Source organism: Paenibacillus phytohabitans (assembly GCF_013141775.1).
Taxonomy (GTDB): Bacteria; Bacillota; Bacilli; order Paenibacillales; family Paenibacillaceae; genus Paenibacillus_AQ; species Paenibacillus_AQ phytohabitans.
Genome location: NZ_WHOB01000021.1, coordinates 64,495 through 81,820, shown reverse-complemented (window position 1 = coordinate 81,820; position 17,326 = coordinate 64,495). Strand labels below are relative to the sequence as shown.

Here is a 17,326-nt window from a genome sequence, read left to right as displayed (position 1 = left end):
CTGTTTTTGGTCCATTGCTCAAAGAAATCGCTCCTTTTGAAGTAATTGGGTGGTACCTCCATTTTACCAAAGGACAGTTTCTTTTTGTGATTTTAGAAAGATTTGAAGAACCTTTTCCCGCTTAAACAGCGGAGAGGACGGAACGACCCGCGGAAAAGCGGCAGCGGTCGCCTTGGTCTCCGGATTTTAACCGCTAAGGGAACTAATTGACGGAGTGCACAAAAGGTTTGGCGATTATACCGTATTTCCCTTGGACCATCCCGTCGGTATTTCAAAGCACCGGTTCCTTACAGCTCAGCAGTATATTGATACTTGCGTATACAGGGATAGTCGGAATAGCCGGAACCTTTGCCTGGTGGAGATATGCGGAGCAGCCGTAAACAAGTGAAGAAACATCTGCTGAAGAGCAGATGTTTTTTATATCACTCCTCATCACTCATAGTGCTCTTCATCGCCTCCTGTTCCCGGAACGCCGAAGGTGTCAGCCCGTACTTTTTCTTGAACAAGGTGGAGAAGTAAGTGATGTTGTATATCCCTACCGATTCACTGATCCTGGCCGCTGTCTCAGAGGTTGAAGCAAGCAGATCCTTTGCTTTTTCCAGCCGGGTGTTGTTCAAGTACTCACTGAAGGATTGCCGGGTCGCTCCTTTGAACAATTTCCCCAGATAGCTGGGTGACAGTCCGGCGATGCTCGACACCAGATCGAGGGAGATGTTAGGCTCGGCATAATGTTCATGAATGTAATTCTGTGCTTTTTCGATGAGAATATTATGCTTTTGAGCATTCAGCCAGTGATTCTTGTCTTCAATTAATGTGCAGATGGTACTGCAATAGCGGTTGAATAGGTTACGGATCTCCGTCAGATCTTCAGCCCGTTCAATATCGGTTACCGCTTGCAAGTAATCATTGAAATTAGAATCCGGCACATGCTGTAAATAGTCAAAATGTTTAAGCAAAGACAACATGAGTTGAGTGCTAAAGGTGATGACCTGATGAACGGAACCGCCGGATATTTTATCTATAAATTCTTCGATTGCGCTAACCATTGGTTCCGGCTTGCCGTCCTGTACAGCATCAATCAGCTTCTTCTCGTAGGCGCTGGGGTAATTCAAGGCTGTCAACACATGGCGGCGTGTCGCTATAGCATCCAGAATCGCTTCCTTCCCATAGATGAGCCGGTATTTCACATACTGCTGTGCAGAAGTGTACGAGGATGGAATATTCCCCTTTCCACAGGATATATCTCCTATCCCTATAGATACCGTCACCTTGAAGTAGCGATTCAGGAAGCTTTGAATATTGCGCAAGGCAGGCCCCAGTTCTTCCGGGAGCTGATTGTCCGTGTATTGAAGGATGGCAACAGCTTCACTTCCTCCCATAATGAGAACATCACATGGGCCGATATGCTCCAGCATCTCTTTTGCGATATTCCCAAGTGCGAACCGCAGCAAGGACTGCTGTTTCCCCTCTATCCCCTCCCCTAGTGGTTCAAGCTCATTGATTTTGAATACCAGAACGCCAAAATAAGGCCCTGCTACCTCCTCGCCGATATCCTTAATAATTTCGTTCGAAACCGAGTGCTCCAGTGAATGACCCCGCAGCAAGGCATGCAGGTAATGCTCCCGGACGGTCCGGGACGAGTGGGTAATTACAAACTGCATCGACTTCTCACGTTCATGATAGGACTGGAACACCTCGGTCATCAGCTTGTATTCATCAATAGGCGCCAAACCGGATGCCGGATTGGCCGGGTTAGGCATGACTTTTTCGAGCAGTGCCGATAAGGGTCTATTCATGTTGGAGGTCAAAAGGACAGAGAGCAATAGACCTGCGAGTACAATTCCGGCTGTAACCAGCAGTGTAATCCCCCGGAGCTGGTCAATGTTAGAGATGAGCTCGGAATACGGTGAAACGCTTACAAAATACCAGTCCAGTTCCTCTGACTTTACATAAGTGACCAGATTCCTTTGGTCTGAGATCGTTGTGGTGAAGCTGCTCTCCTTATTGTTCTCGATTAATATCTTCCGCACATACTCCTCTTCGGACAAATCCTCCAGAAACAGGTTGGAATCGGTATGAGACAGCACCTTACCTTCATTATTGATTACAAAAACATTATTAGCGGCGTCCGCGTTGCTGATCTTGCGGATGGTCGTCAAAATCGACTGCTCCTCCACATTGATATAGATCAGCGGATTGCCTGTGGTCCGGGGTGAGAAATTCGGGTACAGCAAGAAGGTCAGGAACTGTAATGACTTCCCGTTGTTGCGGCCCGGGGCCTTCAGACTGCGCGGATTGAACTCCATATACTGCTTCGCGCTAAGGGTGGTAAGAGAAGAATCAAATGGAAGCCCGGCTGTATCAATGGTAGTTCCTGTAGAAGGCCGATGTATTCCGATACTGTGTATATATGGGTTCACATTTGTAATTTGTTCGATCTGCTGAAAAATATGATAATTGCTTACCTTGTCCTCCACCGTCTCATTCAGAAATGACAGGATTTCCGGTTGAATAAGCAGTGTATTTCCTATAGTGATGACCTGATTATAGACTACATCGGAGGCGTAGGTAACCTGGGATAACATCGCCCGGGAATTACGTTCTATCTCCTTTATGGCACTTCTGGAGAACAGGGAGAAAAGTACACCGGATAGCAGGCTTACGGTCAGAAGAACGAGAAGGAAATATGAGATGGTGAGCTTTTGAAATGCCTTGTATCGAACAAGCCGGTTGATGGTTGTCCGCATGCTGAATTCCTCCCAACACTGCTCGTTATCATTTCTAAACTATAGTACATTTTGGGCCGAAAAGGTACTGAATCAGGCCAAAATGAAAGCCATTCCGTTTTTTTGAAAGCCTTGAATTTGAATTTGAAAGCGTTATCCTGGTTTTGAAATAGACACTCTGTGATGCGATGGCTAATCTGGAATCAAGGTAATCGTCATTTATAACAAATGGGGGGAACAGGAATTGAGAAAAAAACGGCGTCCGGGATTAGGCATTCTTTCTGACATCCGCAGGAATGGTACATCCTATTTGTTGGTTTTGCCGGCAATGGCCTACACGTTTATTTTCGGCTATATGACGTATCCTTATATGGTCATTGCTTTCCAGCGTTTCAATTATACCAAGGGAATATTTCATAGCGAATGGGTGGGATTCAAAAACTTTGAGTTTTTCTTCCGGTCCAACAAAGCGCTTACGGTCACCTTTAACACCATTTACCTCAACTTACTCTTTATTATTTTCGGTACGCTGATGGCGCTGGCCATTTCACTGGTTCTAAACGAACTGCGCAAGAAGCTGTTTGTTAAGATCAGTCAATCCTTGATGTTATTCCCGAATTTCATCTCATGGATCGTCATTAGCTATGTGCTGTATGCGCTCTTCTCAATGGATATGGGAATTGTGAACAAAACGCTGAACCAGCTCGGCATGCCCTCAGTGAACTGGTATACCGAGGCACAGTCCTGGCCGGCGATTCTTACCGTCATGCATGTGTGGAAGGGGGCCGGAATGAGTGCCATTATCTACTTGGCGACCATTACCGGTATCGACGAGACGTTGTATGAAGCAGCCGAGATTGACGGGGCTAACCGCCTGCAGATGTGTTTTCGGATTACGCTTCCGCTGATGATGCCCACGGTTATTATCCTGACGATGCTCTCTGTCGGCAAAATTATGTACGGCGATTTCGGGATGATCTATGCGCTCATTGGTGACAACGGCACCCTATATTCGACCACGGATATCATTGATACGTATGTATTCCGGTCCCTGCGGCAGATCGGCGACCCCTCCGAAGCCATGGCTGTTGGACTTTTCCAGTCGGTCATCGGATTTATCCTAGTCTTTGGTACCAATGCCATTACCCGCAGGTTCTTTAAAGATGGCGCATTATACTAAATCCGGAGGAGTAACTATGAAAAAAATGTCAATCAGCAAGACGGTCATGTACACGCTGACTGCGGTGTATTCGGCGCTTTGCCTGCTTCCGATGCTGCTCGTGCTGATGATCTCCATCACGGATGAGGATGCTATTCTTAAGAACGGCTACAGCCTCTTTCCGGAGAAATTCTCTCTCTATGCCTATAAGCTGATCTTCACGGGCGGCTCCCAAGTCATTCAGAGCTACGGAATTTCTATCTTTGTCACGGTCGTCGGTACCACGCTGGCTATTCTGATTACTTCTATGGCAGGCTATACACTAGCGAACAAAAATGTGAAAAACCGCAATCTGCTGGCCCTTTACTTCTTTATCACCATGATTTTCACAGCCGGGATTGTGCCCTGGTATCTGATGAACCGGTCGCTCGGATTAACCAATAATATCTTGGCCCTGATTATTCCATCGCTCCTGTTCAGCCCGTTCAACCTCTTCCTTGTACGTAACTTCATGAACGGAATTCCCGACTCGCTGCGGGAATCAGCCACCATAGACGGAGCGAGTGATATTGTGATTGCTTTTAGGATTTACCTTCCGTTATGTAAGCCGGTACTCGCGACGATTGCCCTCTTCTATGGACTGGATTACTGGAACAACTGGTGGAATGCGATTATGCTAATTGACACCAAAGATTTGTATCCGCTGCAATTTATGCTGCTGCAGATGCAATCGGAGATCAGTATGCTGAACGATATGGCTATGCTGGCCGGAACAAGCGACGTTACGCTTCCTTCGGAGTCGGTCAAGATGGCGACAGCCATCGTGACGATCGGGCCGATCGTCCTCCTCTATCCGTATCTGCAAAAGTACTTCGTGAAAGGTCTGGTTATAGGTTCAGTTAAAGGCTGATGTCATCCCTTAGGGGTTAACATAAATAAGGCATAAACAGAGGAGGTCTATATTATTCATGAAAAAACATTACGCCATTCTATGTGCTGTGGTGCTTGCCCTTTCTACACTGATCGGGTGCGGCAAAGCGTCCGACAGCCCGGCTGCAAACGGGGAGAATAATGCTTCATCCCCGAAGTCGGACAATAATAATACTTCTGAGGTCGTCCGGATCAAATACGTGGTTCCCGGCACCGAGCCCAAAGATTACCAAAAGGTGTTCGAAAAAGTCAATGAGAAGCTGGCTGCAGATGGTGTCGGCGTTGAAGTGGAGAAAATCTTCATCCCCTGGGATGCGTGGGACCAGAAGCTGAACCTGATGCTGTCCACCGGTGAAGATTTTGATTTGTTTCATGTCATGCAGGACCGCACTCCGTTCTCTAACTACTATACCCGGGGTGCGCTGGCAGATATCTCAGAGGAAATTGAAAAATATGGAGCAAACCTGAAAAAGCATATCCCGGAGGATATCTTCAACGGGGCAACCATCGGCGGAAAATATTATATCGTCCCCTCCTACTGGGTTGAAATGGCTAGCGAGGGGCAATTCAATATCCGCCGCGACATTCTCCGCGAGAACAATCTGAAAGAGCCGGCAACTCCGGCTGAATTGATTAGCACCTGGGAGATTGTGATGAAGAACTGGAAAGGGAAAAACAAGCCTTATCTCGGCACCCGGGCAGATTTTGACCCGATATCCCTGCATACCTCCATCTTACACCGGAGTTATGACAGCTTCCCGTTCACCGTTAAAGATAAGTTCTTTTATGTCAATCAGAACGGAGAGGTCAAATCCTGGATTGAGACGGAAGAATTCAAGAAGGATGCTGCTTTCATGCGCGAGCTGTACACCAAGGGAATTACGAATCCTGATATCTTAGTTATGAAGCAGGAGCAGGTAGATGCTCAGCTCGACAGCGGGGAGTGGTTCGTTCGTCTGGGAACCGGCGGAAGCTTGAACGGGCTCCAGAAATACAATCCGGAAGCTACAGTAGACGATATCGGAGTGGTATGGTTTAACCCGGAGAAAGAATATCTGCGTCCCCTCTCCTTCAAGAACGGAAATGCCGTACCGGTGAACAGCAAACATCCGGAGGCAGCCGTTAAATTCATGGATTGGATGCTGGCCAGTCAAGACAATTATGATCTGGTTCAATATGGAATAGAGGGTGAGCACTACACCAAAGATGGCGAAAAGGGCCTCAAGCCGATCAAAGATCCGAATAACAATAACAATCCAAGGTACAGGGGCTCCGATTCGCAGAACGGGAATGTGAACTTTATGCGCTTTGACCTGGAGAATAGTATTCCTGACAATAACAAAGTCTTATTTGAGCCAAATCCCAAAGCGGTCAATAGTATTGCGGCCAACTTTATTTTTGATCCAACGAATGTCAGAACTGAATATACTAATATTCTCTCGGAAGCTTCAGCCAGCATTACTCCGATCTATATGGGGGTTCTGGACTACGACACAGCCTTCACCGAAGCACTGGACAAAATGAAGAAAGCGGGTCTGGACAAGGTAGTTGCGGAATACCAAAAACAGTTTCAGGAGTATCAATCTTCTCTTCAATAAAAAGAGCTGATACAATAAAGGAGTGGGGAAATGTTGAGCCTGCATCAGCAAAAAAAAGAATTTGAAGCGTCAAAAACCATTTATGAAAGCGCAACCTTATCATTTAAAAACGTGGAAGGGTTTGATGTCTATAATATTTCGATTCCTTTTGAACGGGATGGCAAACGTTACTTGTTCGGCCGGGTAGAACGCCGCGAAGAATGGGCCCGCTCCTGGGTCCGCCTCTTCGAGGAGACCGGTCACGATGAGTGGACCGTGGTAGATAATAGCATGATTTATACGCTGGAGGACCCGTTTATCAGTGAAATCGGTGATGAGCTTGTCCTGGGCGGAACGCATGTGCAATATCAAAGCGGAAAATACAGCACGTTTTTCGGGTATTTTTACCGGGGGACTGACCTCCACGATTTGTACTACTTCACTACCGGTCCTAACAAAATGAAAGATATTCGCCTTGTTGCTCTGGCGGACGGCAGGATTGGCGTCTTCTCGCGCCCGCGGGGCAGCGAGATGAGAGGCCAATACGGCAGCGAATCCATGATCGGCTTCACCGTTATTGACAAGCTGGAAGAGTTGACTGCAGACGTCATTGAGAATGCACCTTACATTCATGGTATTTTTGGTGCAGGCGAATGGGGAGGCGTCAATCAGGCTTATCTGCTGGACAGCGGCAAGATCGGAATTATCGGCCATATTTGTTATCAGGATAAGGATGTGGATGGCAAGCTTCTAAAGGTATATTTGAATATGGCCTTTATCTTCGATCCCATCACCCGGGAATCCCATGACCTGCATCTGATTGGCAGCCGTTCCTGCTACCCGCCGGGACCCGCCAAGACACCGTATCTGACGGACTGCGTCTTTTCTTCGGGGATCGTGATGCGGGGGGACGGCAAGGCTGATCTGTACAGCGGCGTTGGTGATTGCCAGGCCGGACGTATTACGATCGACTATCCGTTCGCACCCTATGGAAGCATTGTCTAGCACGCAGTTCATAATCCAAGGAGGATATTCTACGATGACTAATACAAATACATCCATCATAGGAGCTTTGGCATCCAGTCCGCTCATTCACCGTCATCCGGCCAACCCTGTGCTGGATGCGGCCCGGGTCCCTTATCCCACCGCACTTGTGTTCAATGCAGGAGTGGTTAAGTTCGGCGGCCGGTATGTGATGGTATTCCGCAATGACTATGGCTCACTCGACAAGCAGACCCTTGAACCGACTAATACAACGGATCTGGGTATCGCCTTCAGTGAAGACGGCATTCACTGGACGGCAGGGCCCAAGCCGGTATTCAAGCTGCATGACGAAGAGGTTGTGCGCGCTTACGATCCGCGTCTGACGGTGATTGACGGACGCTGCTACATGTGCTTCGCTGTAGATACACGGCATGGTATCCGGGGAGGGGTCGCAGTCACGGATGACTTCGAATCCTTTGAAATATTGAGCTTGTCTACGCCGGACCTGCGGAATATGGTACTGTTCCCGGAGAAGATCAACGGCAACTATGTGCGGCTGGAACGGCCGTTCACCGTATACAGCCGCGGAGGCAAGGACCGGTTCGACACCTGGATCTCGGAGTCGCCGGATCTGATCTATTGGGGACGTTCGGATCTGCTGCTGGCGGTGGAGCAGGTACCGTTCGCCAATGACAAGATCGGTCCGGCAGCGCCGCCAGTGAAGACGGATAAGGGCTGGCTCACCACCTTCCATGCAGTGGATATCGATCCCGACAGAGGAAAGCACGGGTGGGAGCCGTCCTGGAAGAAGCGGTATACCGCAGGTATTATGCTGCTTGACCTGGACAATCCGAAGAAGATTCTCGGGATGAGTGCCTCGCCGCTGCTTGCACCTGAAGCCCCCTACGAAATAGACGGAGGCTTCCGCAATAATGTCATCTTCCCCGGCGGCATGATCCTGGAGGACGATGGCGAAGTGAAAATTTATTACGGAGCCGCCGATACCGTGGAATGTCTGGCTACCGCCCATGTAGATGATTTGATTAGGCTTTGTTTGGAACAGTGAGACTGGCATCCTAACTAACAGAAGCGGGTATCATCCTTGAATGAGGATGATACCCGTTTTTTCAAACTATGCTTCAACAGCTTGCGGTAACGTTCTTTCGTATTCCTTATGTAACACATAACGCTGGACGCCTCTCGAAGCTCCTACTGCTTCCCTGGCATGAGTGATAGCAGTTTCGCTATTACCTGCTTGGAGTTCAATTTCTGCGAGCAGCGCTGATCTCATCCATTGCTTCCTGATTGACTCAAGATGTTCCCGCACCTGTACACTCTTCCCTTCCTCCTACAGCAGAGCCGCTTCATAATACGCCCGGTAATCAGCATAGCGGATATGCGGTACGGCTTCCCGAAAACACGAACAGCACGAAATAAACTGCAATGCTCCAGCGAAAGCGTTTCATTCCAAATCTCCTTTGAATATCATCATTAACAAGCAATACTTCAATTGAAAATATTGTATAACAAGTGGAAAGACATGATATTTAACATAGTTTGAGCATGTTTACAGTCACATCCAGGAAAGACTTAACTGTGTTACGATATATCTTATTCCTTCAACTTGCGAAAGAGGTGTGTAATTGAAACTTCCAACAATTCAATTCGGACATATTAAATCGAGAGTTCCTGTTATTCAAGGTGGAATGGGTGTAGGCATATCCTTAAGTGGACTAGCCGCTGCTGTAGCCAATGCGGGCGGGATCGGCACCATCTCTGGTACAGGGATCACTGCTGAAGAGCTGAGAATGCATATTCGCCAAACAAGAGAACTCTCTAAAGGAATTGGCTATATCGGTGTGAATGTACTATTCGCAGTGAAGGACTTTGCCGAGAAAATGAAGGTTGCTTTAGAAGAAAAGGTCGACTTTATTATTTCCGGAGCCGGAATTTCTAGAGATATTTATGCTTGGGGTAGAGAATATGGTACTCCTGTCGTAACTATTGTTTCATCCGCCAAATTAGCCCGAATTTCCGAAAGACTTGGTGCCTCCGCAGTCGTTGTGGAAGGGTTCGAAGCCGGGGGACATTTAGGTACAGACAGACCCATGTTTGATATCCTTCCTGAAGTCTTAGAGGCCGTTTCGATTCCGGTTATTGCTGCGGGTGGAATTCTGACAGGGGATGATATCGCAAAAGCCCTTCGGATTGGCGCATCTGGTGTTCAAATGGGTACCCGTTTTGTGGCAAGCCATGAGTGTGATGCTCCCTTAGCCTTCAAGCAAAGATATGTAGATGCTCAGCAAGGAGATACTGTCCTAATCAAGTCTACTGTGGGTCTGGAAGGAAGAGCGATTCGAAATGAATTTACGGACCGGATCAGTAATGATGCCAAATTAAAGATAGCCAAATGCTATGATTGTCTAAAGGTCTGTTCACATCGCTTCTGTACAATGGAATCCCTGCTTACTTCCCTTAGAGGAGATGTTAAGAACGGATTGGTTTTTGCCGGGTCCAGAGTTCATGAGATTAAAGAGATTTTGTCCGTACAGCAGATTATCGACAATTTAATGAATGAGTATCAAGGGGCATTGAACCCGACAATTTAAGGTGTTCTAAGATTCAAAAGCGCGATTAACCACTTAAGCAAGGATTTTCGAGCATAAGTTGAGCACCACTTAACCATTTGCCCTCTCCCTTTTCATAAAGGCCCCAAATCTATAAAATAATAAAAGCAACTCGTCCGTAGACGAGTTGCTTAGTAAACGTTCCTTTTGTAGCGGATGCTACTTTGAAATTCCAGTTCACCGCTTCGCCTTATAAAACTCATGATACAGCTTAATGAGCGCCCTTTTCTCTATCCGCGACACATAACTCCGCGAGATCCCCAACTCCTTCGCAATCTCCCTTTGCGTTCGCCCATCTCCGCCGGTGTTCAGGCAGAAGCGGCCGACCACGACTTCCTTCTCCCTCTCATAGAGAATATCAAGGTTGCGGTAGATCTTACTCTTTTCAATCTTCAGATCCACCTCTTTAATCACATCGTCGGCCTCGGAGCCGAGGATATCGTTGAGCGTAATCTCGTTTCCTCCTTGTCTGTCCCAATCGGATCGTGGAGAGACACATCTTTCCGTGTTTTCTTCAGCGAGCGTAAGTGCATCAGGATCTCGTTTTCAATACAGCGGGCCGCAAAAGTAGCCAAGTTCTGTTTCCCAGTTATGATCTATTTGATGCTGTATAGTAACTTCCAGTTAGCTTAGATCTCAATAAATGTATGTATTTAATAACTCAAGCTTCAACAGCTTGCGGTAACGTTCTTTCGTATTCTTTATGTAACACATAACGTTGGACGCCTCTAGAAGCGTCTACTGCTTCCCTGGCATACTTGATAGCGGTTTCACTGTTGCCTGCTTTGAGTTCAATTTCTGCGAGCAGCGCTGATCTCATCCATTTCTTCCTGATTGACTCAAGATGTTCCCGCGCCTGAACACTTTTTCCGTCCTGGAGCAGCAGAACCGTTTCGTAGTATGCCCGGTAATCAGAATAGCGGATATACGGCACTGCCTCCTGAACGGCATCCATATCTTTGCGGTACAGTCCATAAGCTGCCTTGTACGTTGCCTGTACCGTTACCCGCTTATATTTGCTCATCAGCTGCTCCATAATCGTTCTTGATTCATCCTCAAGTCGGTTCGCAAGAATATAATGAATATAAACGGCAGGCTTGTTTTTCTGACTGCGTAAAAAGGACTCTACGCGGTCCACACGTTTTTCCAAAGCTGCAGGATAATAGAATTGGGTTATAAAAGCAATAAAGCCAGCCACCACAGTTACCCCTACTATCAGGATTGGTGAATAGTCATTGAGTGCCAGGAATAAGACAACCACGAACAGCACGGAATAAATAAAAATGCTCCAGCGAAGGCGCTTCATTATAATTCTCCTTTGAATACCATAATTAACAAGCAAAAATCCATTTCAAATATTGTATCACAATCCATAATATAGTCAGTAGGAACCATCAGATAATTCTGCCTCAATGTCTTCGATTTACTTTCCCTCTTCGTTTGTCCGTCATCATAATAAAAAACGGCAGCTGGCTTAGGACCGGCTGTCGTTTTTCGTTATCATCTCACTTATCCAAGCTTGTCTCGTTATTCGTAGGAGAGCTTCTCCATGATTAACTTGTCCAGGTAGGCTTCAAAGCCGGAATCATCTTCACGAATCCACTTTTCGTAAAAAATCTGGTGTTTCATCGCTTTATAGAAATCCATGAGCGCTTGCTTGAGCGTCATATTTTGCATCATCAGCCACTTAGGATCCAGCAGTTTTCTTATCATTAGATCCATTTGCACCAGATAGATTTGAGTGCCCGCGATGGGATAAAATATGCCAAACTCAATGCCGCTGTCGAAGTAGGCAACGAGCTTTTTCTGAAATTGGTCCAGAGCTTGGGCAAGTTTGACTGACAATTGTGGATATGTCCCGTTTAAATCCTGAAGCAGAATATCCGTCAGGAAGAACGTCTGCTTAATCATAAGCCTAAATGCCTTGGCGAAAGATTCGTTGTAAACCTTCAGCTCTTCTTCGGACGGCTGCGATATCTTCTCAGGCGACAGCTTTGAGGGAGCTTCCAGCAGGATCAGATTGGAAAGAAATCGGACATATTGATCAAGCAGACGTCCCACAATCTCATCTTTAGAGTCAAAATATTTATACATAGTTGCCTTGCTGATATCCATACATTTGGCCGCATCTTCCATCTTCATCTGGCTGATGCCCTGTTTTTGGATATAGGGGATTAAACGTAAGAGAAGCTTTTCTCGTTTCGAGGACAACGGATCGCAATCTGCCTCCGACATGTTCCAACACCTCCTGTGTTGCCAATATCATTATAAAGCAATTCGTCAATATTTTAAACCGCATATACTATTTGAACTTTTTTAGCACAATTCGTTTACTTCGTTTATAAACTATGCTATTTTAATGGTAGCCAAATTACGAATAGTTAGGAGAGAGTTATATGCCCGCAGATTCCACAGTAAGTGAGTCCGCATCACTCCGTTCACTCATTGCTCCGTTGATCGCAATTATCGTAGGGTTGTTCATGGTTATTCTGGACAGCACGGCGGTTAACGTCGCCATTCCGGTTATTTCTGAAGACTTTCACAGTTCGTTGACCCTTATTCAATGGACCATTACTGGTTATGCGCTAGCTCAGGCTTCCGTTATTCCATTAGCCGGGTGGATGTCCGACCGGTTCGGAGCCAAGCAAATTTTCATTATTTCCATCATCTTGTTCGTCGGCAGTTCAATCTTATGCTCATTCGCGGGCTCGGCCGAAATGTTGATATTCTTCCGCATCTTGCAAGGCCTGGGTGGCGGTATGGTTACTCCGATCGCCTTCGCGATGATCTACCGGATCAGTCCCGCCGAATCGGTAGGCAGGATCATGGGCATCATGGGAGTGCCAGTTCTGCTTGCACCTGCACTTGGTCCAATCGTATCCGGGTATTTGGTCGACTACGTCAGCTGGCGGTGGCTGTTTCTAATCAATATTCCGGTCGGCATCGTTGGGGTTATCTTAAGCATCCTATTACTGCCGAATCTGCCGAAGAAGGCTTTTGCTCCGCTGGATTCCTTAGGATTTATGCTCGCTCCGTTAGCATTCGGCGGCCTTTCATATGGGTTAAGCGAAGGTGGAGAAGGGTGGACTACGGTTAAAACGATCACTGGTCTTACCGTAGGTGCAGTCGCTTTGATTCTGTTTGTCATCGTTGAACTACGGAGCAAGAAGGAGCCATTGCTGGAGCTGAGGGTTTTTCGTTCTATGCAATTTACCCTAGGGATTCTGGTACAATGGGTTTTACAGCTCGCTTTGTTCGGCATGATTTTCGCTGTTCCGTATTTCATGCAGCGGCTTATGGGAATGAGTGCTTTTGAAGCCGGCTTCTGGTCATTGCCCCAGGCCATTGCTTCCGGTATCATGATGCCGTTCAGCGGACGTTTATTCGACCGGACCGGTGCACGCCCCCTGGTGGTCGGCGGCTTGATTCTCATAACGGCTGGCGCCTATATGTTCTCCATGATCGATCCAAGCGACAGCTCGTGGACATTCCTGCTTCCACGCATATTGCTCGGACTCGGTTCCGGCATGTCGTTCATCGCATTGAATACCCACTTGATCCAAGCGGCGCCTAAGGAGCTGGTCGGAAGAGTCACTTCACTGACAAGTGCCGCCCAGCAAGTAGTTTCATCCTTAGCTATTGCAGGATTGACAACGTTCCTTGTCAGCCGTACCGATCATTATGCGAGCAATGGTGAGGCACCAGTGCCTAATGCAATGACACATGCATTTCACAACACCTACCAACTACTCGCCATCATTGCAGTGGCCGGGTTATTGCTGGCAATCACCCTGAAGCGTCCCGCTCCTAAAGATGCAGACCTGACGCCTGGTGAAGCAAACAAAACCCCTGTGATTGTAATGGAGTAGATATCAGGAAAAACCTATTACAAACTGCAAGCAAAATGAACAGGAGGACTGCACTTTGTGCGGTCTTCCTGTGTGATTATAAAAATCGATTTGCCGCACCTTCTGAGTAATACAACCAAGTGGAAACGGCTTTGCCGTCCTTTTAAAGGACGGTACCGTTTCAGCGAGAAATAGAAGGATAATTTATAGCATGAAATATATAAATTCTTATATTTTAAAAAAACCGTCGACCCATTAGGCAGACGGCGCTTTTGCAAATATTATTCATCATCATATAAGTTTAGCTTGTTTGGTACGCTCACCGCTTCGCCTTATAAAACTCATGATAAAGCTTCATTAGCACCCTTTTCTCAATCCGCGACACGTAACTCCGCGAGATCCCTAAGTCCTTCGCAATCTCCCGCTGCGTCCGCTCTTCCCCGCCGGTGTCCAAACCAAACCGCCCTACCACGACTTCCTTCTCGCGTTCATCGAGAATATCGAGGTTACGATATTTCTTGCTTTTCTCGATTTTAAGGTCAACTTCCTTGATCACATCGTCAGCCTCGGAACCGAGAATATCAATCAGCGTGATCTCGTTCCCTTCCTTGTCTGTCCCAATCGGATCGTGCAGGGACACATCTTTACGGGTTTTTTTCAGCGAACGAAGGTGCATCAGGATGTCTATTTAAATGTCTACAATGTAGCATAATTGAAATGTTACGATAAGCTAAGTTCTCATTCCTTATAATTGAGACAATTTATAATACTACTAATATGACTCGCAAAGCTTCCTGATGACAAATACTTCCTCAGTTTGAGCGTAAGCGACCAAAGGAGATAGTACGAGTTTCATTTTCACACTATCTTCTCTTATTTATTTCGTTCCTTCATTTTGCTTAACAGACTCCAGCTCTTCCTTGCCATGATAGAAACCTGCGCGTATAACAGCGTCAACCTTATGAAGATTCTGAACGCTCTCTACGGGATTGGCATCCAGCAGCACCATATCGGCATTTTTGCCAATTTCTACAGTGCCCATTTCATTCAGGCGTCCCAGAAACTCAGCCCCGTTAAGGGTAGTCATCTGGAGCACATGAAGAGGAGAAATCCCCGCTTTCTCAAGCTCATCAAATTCCTGATGAATGTAGTTACCTGCGTCAAGCCAGATGTCTTCTCCCCCACCACCATCCGTGCCAGTCATCATCTTAACGCCCTCCGTATCATAGGTCTTTACCAGTTTCAAATAAAGATCGTAGAGTCCCTGCGAAATGGAGTCACTCCCATCAGATAACACACCGGCATGTACACGTATTATGGTCGGTGTTTGCCATGTGTTGTTTTCAACAAATATATCCGCAAGCTGGGTTGCCTTTTCTTCACTGTAAGTGTCAATCAATTGTTGTAGTTGTGCAGGATCCTTTTTCCCTCCTGAAGATTCAATGGCAGCACTCATAACCTTCTTGTTCACAAAATTTTGAAGCCCTTTAATCTTCATGAGCTGTACGAAGATTGGATTTGCCGTGATTGAAGGTATCGCTGTCGCCTTTGCTCTCAAGGTCTTCTCGTCAGTTGAGGCAGAAATCAGAGCCCCGTGGTTGATTCCAAAGTGTTCGACACTGCTGAATCCATTTTCCGCAGCCACTTTCAAGTCCATGTCAGGGAGCACATGTCCCACAACCGGAATATTTAATTTTCTCCCCTCCATTAGAACGGCATTAAATACATCCGGCAAAATCCCCCCCACTTTTATAAAGTCGGCACCTTCTTTTTGCTGCTGGCGGACAAATTCCATGGCAACCTTGGGCGTGGGTGCATTCATCGGTGTCAAGACATCACCGGGCATCGTGAGCAGTGCTGGCTGGTCAATAGAACTAGTAAAGGCGCCGCCCCTCCATTGCTGAAGAAATTCAGCCGAACCACTCATCTGTCTAAACCCGGTCACGCCATTGGCAAGCAGCAGATTTAGCGCTTCGGAGGTATGCTCCTCCCCTATCACGTGCATATGCATGTCCAGGTATCCGGGAACAGCATACTTTCCGGTGGCATCCACAATTTCCGTGTCTTCGCCTGCCTTAATGCTTCCAGCCGGTGCAATGTCTATAATCTTACCACCCTCAGACAGGATGCTCATATTAGAAGTTAATTGACCGCTTTGCGTATCTACAATGATTACATTATTCAATAAAAGCTTATATGGAGCACTGGGCTGTTCAAGGTTCCTAGCGGTGTAAGGTTGAATATTCACCGGTGGCTGACCGGCAAACAGACCGCCCCATGCGATTACGACCGCTACTATCCATGATAGCGGGACTCGCCAGCCGTGCCAGAATTTTGTCCTTCTCAAGATAATAAGCAAGCCAACGCTGGCTGCCAGAATCAGATATGCATACCAGCGATCATCACTGCTGATCATCAGCACTAGAACAATTCCGAATAAAAGCACGGATAGTAGTACAAATCCAATAGTTTGCAGAATTTTTCTTTTTGTATTTTGCTGCTTCATTTTATTTCCTCTCTTCATCAGTATTTCATTATTCATAAAGCCAATATTCGGCTTCATTGTAAATATGCTGTACAGAATCCGGTCTGTCGATACCCGGAAGATCCATATTCACTTCAAATCTACTCTTCTTCAGAAGATAGGAGAGATTTGCATAACTAGGTCTGTACTTGTCAAGATTACCCCAGTTCCCGTAAACCGTGGATACTTATATGAAATTTACAGGTTGCTAAAAATCCTCATACTGTGATACAAATGTATCATATATTATATTGAAAACAATACAAAAGCGAGAAGTGGAACAGGAGCGAGGGGAATGTATCGCATCGGAAATGATAAGCGGAAAATACAATCCGCCAAACTCATCTGCAAAGGTATGGAACAATTGATGACAACCCAGGATTATCACGCTATTTCCGTCACACAGATCATCAACGCATCTGGTGTGGGCAGAGCCACTTTTTATCGCTTGTTTGACGATAAATCAGATGTTGTACTCTACCAGATGGAATCAGTGTTCGATGAATTAATACAGCGTATGAGACCTCATACCGATTCCAGCGTGGCGATTATATCTCTATTTGATATTTGGCTTTCCCAAAAAGATCTATTTTTATCATTGCTAAAAGCAAATTTATATGGGGAATTTCAAACCCGGCTGTCCTTTATCATCGGAGAAAAGCTGACATTCATTAAAGAATATCTTGGCTTGGACGAGAGGCAATGGCAGTATTTTATTCACGTCCGCGCAGCAATGCTCTTTGCCGCTTTGCGAGTAGCAATCACTCAGTTTAGCGAAGATAATTCGCAGGATATTTACTACACACTGAGCGCCCTTTTCGGCAAACAGCCCGTAATATTCAAATCGTAAACTCCAATTATACTTTTGGAAATCTGGAAAGTTGAAGCACGGATGAAGAGAACCAATTCCTATGTAAGTCTCCTGAATGTTTCCTGGTAAATTAATAGTGC

General features: G+C 46.4%; 12 protein-coding genes and 2 pseudogenes. 8 read left to right on the top strand and 6 right to left on the bottom strand.

Features of this window, described 5'->3' with window-relative positions:
• Positions 1–422: 422 nt before the first annotated feature.
• Complete coding sequence (locus GC101_RS08635) at positions 423–2,747, bottom strand: helix-turn-helix domain-containing protein (protein WP_171716887.1); 2,325 nt, start codon at positions 2,745–2,747, stop codon at positions 423–425.
• A 223-nt stretch (positions 2,748–2,970) separates the two neighbouring features.
• Here GC101_RS08635 and GC101_RS08630 point away from each other — a divergent pair, with 223 nt between their 5' ends.
• The 6 genes from GC101_RS08630 to GC101_RS08605 all read left to right on the top strand — a co-directional run bounded on the left by GC101_RS08630 (position 2,971) and on the right by GC101_RS08605 (position 9,985).
• Entirely contained in the window at positions 2,971–3,906 is a 936-nt protein-coding gene (locus GC101_RS08630) for an ABC transporter permease (protein ID WP_246354235.1), read from the top strand.
• A gap of 16 nt (positions 3,907–3,922) precedes the next feature.
• Positions 3,923–4,795: a carbohydrate ABC transporter permease gene (locus GC101_RS08625; RefSeq protein ID WP_171716886.1), complete on the top strand. Its 873-nt coding sequence runs from the start codon at positions 3,923–3,925 to the stop codon at positions 4,793–4,795.
• 58 nt (positions 4,796–4,853) lie between these two features.
• Positions 4,854–6,413: an extracellular solute-binding protein gene (locus GC101_RS08620; RefSeq protein ID WP_171716885.1), complete on the top strand. Its 1,560-nt coding sequence runs from the start codon at positions 4,854–4,856 to the stop codon at positions 6,411–6,413.
• A 30-nt stretch (positions 6,414–6,443) separates the two neighbouring features.
• Positions 6,444–7,397, top strand: coding sequence for an MTP-1 family protein (locus tag GC101_RS08615; RefSeq protein ID WP_246354234.1), 954 nt, complete (start codon positions 6,444–6,446; stop codon positions 7,395–7,397).
• Between the two features lie 34 nt (positions 7,398–7,431).
• Positions 7,432–8,442, top strand: a complete 1,011-nt coding sequence (locus GC101_RS08610) for a glycoside hydrolase family 130 protein (RefSeq protein ID WP_171716884.1) — start codon at positions 7,432–7,434, stop codon at positions 8,440–8,442.
• Positions 8,443–9,019: 577 nt separating this feature from the next.
• The gene (locus GC101_RS08605; RefSeq protein WP_171716883.1) at positions 9,020–9,985 is read left to right on the top strand and encodes an NAD(P)H-dependent flavin oxidoreductase; all 966 of its coding nucleotides are present in this window, start codon (positions 9,020–9,022) and stop codon (positions 9,983–9,985) included.
• A 195-nt stretch (positions 9,986–10,180) separates the two neighbouring features.
• Here GC101_RS08605 and GC101_RS08600 read toward each other — a convergent pair.
• From GC101_RS08600 to GC101_RS08590, 3 genes and pseudogenes are all read right to left on the bottom strand, one after another.
• Positions 10,181–10,578, bottom strand: a pseudogene (locus tag GC101_RS08600) (sigma-70 family RNA polymerase sigma factor); the annotation flags it as partial.
• 86 nt (positions 10,579–10,664) lie between these two features.
• Positions 10,665–11,309 carry a hypothetical protein gene (locus tag GC101_RS08595; protein WP_171716882.1) on the bottom strand — a complete coding sequence of 215 codons (645 nt, stop codon included), beginning with the start codon at positions 11,307–11,309 and terminating at the stop codon, positions 10,665–10,667.
• Between the two features lie 221 nt (positions 11,310–11,530).
• Entirely contained in the window at positions 11,531–12,238 is a 708-nt protein-coding gene (locus GC101_RS08590; RefSeq protein ID WP_171716881.1) for a TetR/AcrR family transcriptional regulator, read from the bottom strand.
• 161 nt (positions 12,239–12,399) lie between these two features.
• Here GC101_RS08590 and GC101_RS08585 point away from each other — a divergent pair, with 161 nt between their 5' ends.
• On the top strand, positions 12,400–13,872 hold the full coding sequence (locus tag GC101_RS08585) for a DHA2 family efflux MFS transporter permease subunit (RefSeq protein WP_171716880.1): 1,473 nt from the start codon (positions 12,400–12,402) through the stop codon (positions 13,870–13,872).
• 298 nt (positions 13,873–14,170) lie between these two features.
• Here the strand turns inward: GC101_RS08585 and GC101_RS08580 are convergent.
• Together GC101_RS08580 and GC101_RS08575 are read right to left on the bottom strand one after the other, a co-directional pair.
• Positions 14,171–14,536: pseudogene (locus GC101_RS08580) on the bottom strand (sigma factor-like helix-turn-helix DNA-binding protein); the annotation flags it as partial.
• Positions 14,537–14,728: 192 nt separating this feature from the next.
• Positions 14,729–16,414 carry an amidohydrolase family protein gene (locus GC101_RS08575; RefSeq protein WP_171716879.1) on the bottom strand — a complete coding sequence of 562 codons (1,686 nt, stop codon included), beginning with the start codon at positions 16,412–16,414 and terminating at the stop codon, positions 14,729–14,731.
• A 256-nt stretch (positions 16,415–16,670) separates the two neighbouring features.
• Here GC101_RS08575 and GC101_RS08570 point away from each other — a divergent pair, with 256 nt between their 5' ends.
• The gene (locus GC101_RS08570) at positions 16,671–17,225 is read left to right on the top strand and encodes a TetR/AcrR family transcriptional regulator (RefSeq protein WP_171716878.1); all 555 of its coding nucleotides are present in this window, start codon (positions 16,671–16,673) and stop codon (positions 17,223–17,225) included.
• Positions 17,226–17,326: the final 101 nt, after the last annotated feature.

Excerpts from the sequence above, each read along its gene's own strand:
- GC101_RS08635 (WP_171716887.1), bottom strand. The coding sequence starts at position 2,747 with ATGCGGACAACCATCAACCGGCTTGTTCGATACAAGGCATTTCAAAAG.
- GC101_RS08625 (WP_171716886.1), top strand. The coding sequence starts at position 3,923 with ATGAAAAAAATGTCAATCAGCAAGACGGTCATGTACACGCTGACTGCG.
- GC101_RS08620 (WP_171716885.1), top strand. The coding sequence starts at position 4,854 with ATGAAAAAACATTACGCCATTCTATGTGCTGTGGTGCTTGCCCTTTCT.
- GC101_RS08615 (WP_246354234.1), top strand. The coding sequence starts at position 6,444 with ATGTTGAGCCTGCATCAGCAAAAAAAAGAATTTGAAGCGTCAAAAACC.
- GC101_RS08610 (WP_171716884.1), top strand. The coding sequence starts at position 7,432 with ATGACTAATACAAATACATCCATCATAGGAGCTTTGGCATCCAGTCCG.
- GC101_RS08595 (WP_171716882.1), bottom strand. The coding sequence starts at position 11,309 with ATGAAGCGCCTTCGCTGGAGCATTTTTATTTATTCCGTGCTGTTCGTG.
- GC101_RS08590 (WP_171716881.1), bottom strand. The coding sequence starts at position 12,238 with ATGTCGGAGGCAGATTGCGATCCGTTGTCCTCGAAACGAGAAAAGCTT.
- GC101_RS08585 (WP_171716880.1), top strand. The coding sequence starts at position 12,400 with ATGCCCGCAGATTCCACAGTAAGTGAGTCCGCATCACTCCGTTCACTC.
- GC101_RS08575 (WP_171716879.1), bottom strand. The coding sequence starts at position 16,414 with ATGAAGCCGAATATTGGCTTTATGAATAATGAAATACTGATGAAGAGA.
- GC101_RS08570 (WP_171716878.1), top strand. The coding sequence starts at position 16,671 with ATGTATCGCATCGGAAATGATAAGCGGAAAATACAATCCGCCAAACTC.